Here is a 2123-nt window from a genome sequence, read left to right as displayed (position 1 = left end):
CGGCGGCCTTCGCCGCCGGCGACCGCGCCAGCCCGCAGCCGGCGCCGGAGGTGGCGCGCGCCGCCTGGCCGGAACGCCAGGTGCTGGCCCGCAAGCTGCTCCGGCTCGGCGACCCCGCCAGCGCCTACCAGGTCTGCGCCCGGCACGGCATCGCCGCCCCGGGGGAGCCGCGGCAGGAGGCGGAGTTCCTCGCCGGCTTCCTCGCGCTCCGCTTCCTGCAGGACCCGGCCGGGGCGGAGCGGCACTTCGCCCGCCTCGCCGAGGACAGCCGCAGCGTCATCACCCGCGCGCGCAGCCTCTACTGGCAGGGCCGCGCCGCGGAGGCGCAAGCGGCGGCCGCGCGGGCGCGGGAGCGCTACCGGGCGGCGGTGGAATTCCCCCTCGCCTTCTATGGCCAGCTCGCCGCCCTGACGCTGGGGGAGGACGGGCAGATCCTCTCGGCCCGCATCGCCCGCGCGCAGACCGCGCCGCCCCCGGCCGCCCAGGCGGCCGCCTTCGGGTCGCGCGAGCCCGCCCGCGTCGTGCTGGCGCTGGCCGAGATCGGCGAGGCCCGCCGCGCCCGCCCCTTCCTCCTCCGGCTCGAGGAGGTGGAGACGGAGCCCGCCGGCAAGCTGCTGGCCGCGCGGCTGGCGCAGCGGATCGGCCGGCCGGACCATGCCGTCTGGGTGGTGCGCCGCGCCGGCGCCAGCGGCCTGATGGCGGTGCAGGAAGGCTGGCCCGCCCCCTACCCCGCCCCGCCCGACGGGCCGGAACCGGCCCTGGTCCAGGGGATCACGCGGCAGGAGAGCAATTTCGACCCGGAGGCGGTGTCCTCCGCCAATGCCCGCGGCCTGATGCAGCTGCTGCCCAGCACCGCCGCCACGGTGGCGCGCCGGCTCGGCCTCAGGCATCAGGTGGGCATGCTGACGGCGGACACGGCGCACAACATGCGGCTCGGCGCCGCCTACCTGAACGAGCTGCTGGCCCGCTTCGGCGGCGTGCTGCCCTATGCCATCGCCGGCTACAATGCCGGGCCAGGGCGGGTGGACGAATGGCTCGGCACCTATGGCGACCCGCGCGGCGGCGGCCCGGCCATGCTGGACTGGATGGAGCAGATCCCCTTCGGCGAGACGCGCAACTACGTCCAGCGGGTGATCGAGAACATGGCGATCTACCGCGCGCTCGACCCCGCCGCGGCGGCGCTGCCGCACCCGATGACGCAATGGCTGCGGGCGTGACCGCGCCGCGGCGGCGCCGCATCAGCGCGCGGGACGGGCTGCGCCTCTCGGCGCTGGACTGGGAAGGGCCGCATGGGGCCACGCCGCTGCTCTGCCTCGCCGGCATCGCCCGCTCCTCGCTCGACTTCCGGCGCATCGGCGCCCGCTATGCGGGGCAGCGGCGGGTGGTGGCGCTGGACTATGCCGGGCATGGCGAGAGCGCCCGGGCCGAGACGCCGCGCCGCTACGCGCCGCAACTGGCGATCCAGGACGTGCTGGATGCCATGGCCGCGCTCGGCCTGCACCGGGTGGCGCTGCTGGGGACCAGCTTCGGCGGCATCCTCGGCATGGCGCTCGGCACGCTGCGGCCCGGCGTGCTGGCCGGGCTGGCGCTGAACGACACCGGGCCGCGGCTGGCCTCGCCGGGGCTGGACACGATCCGCGAGCTGATCGGCCGCGACCCGGCCTTCGCCAGCCTGGACGATGCCATCGGCTTCCTGCGCGCCCGGCTGCCGCCGCTGGGCTTCGCCGAGGCGGACTGGCCGGACCTGGCGGAGCGGACCTATGCGCGCGGCGAGGACGGGCGCTGGCATCCGCGCTGGGACATCCGCATCGCCGAGGTGCTGCCGAAGCCGGGCGACGCCGCGCCCGACCTCTGGCCGTTCTTCCGCGCCATCCCCGCCATCCCGCTGCTTCTGGTCCGGGGGGAAGCGAGCGCGGTGCTGGCCGCGGACACGGTGCAGGCGATGCAGGCGGCGCGGCCGGACATGGCGGTCTGCGCCCTGCCCGGCATCGGCCATTCGCCGCCGCTGCTGGATGCCGCCTCGCTCGCGGCCATCGACGCCTGGCTGGCGCGGATCCCGTGACGCCGGGACGCGAGGAGAGCCACGCCGCGGCGCCGCCGCGCGGGCACCGCGGCGGCGTGCC

The 2123-nt window shown here is 77.2% G+C and carries 2 protein-coding genes; both read left to right on the top strand.

Annotation, left to right across the window (positions count from 1 at the left end):
* A partial coding sequence (locus E2C05_RS31265) for a lytic transglycosylase domain-containing protein (protein ID WP_133223506.1) occupies positions 1-1217 on the top strand: 1217 nt, incomplete at its 5' end.
* Positions 1214-2062: an alpha/beta fold hydrolase gene (locus tag E2C05_RS31260; RefSeq protein WP_158292494.1), complete on the top strand. Its 849-nt coding sequence runs from the start codon at positions 1214-1216 to the stop codon at positions 2060-2062. The genes E2C05_RS31265 and E2C05_RS31260, both read left to right, overlap by 4 nt.
* The last annotated feature ends 61 nt before the right edge of the window (positions 2063-2123 follow it).

The organism is Paracraurococcus ruber (assembly GCF_004353985.1).
Taxonomy (GTDB): Bacteria; Pseudomonadota; Alphaproteobacteria; order Acetobacterales; family Acetobacteraceae; genus Paracraurococcus; species Paracraurococcus ruber.
Note: the sequence above shows the minus strand (reverse complement) of the source record. Positions and strands in the feature narration are given on the sequence as shown.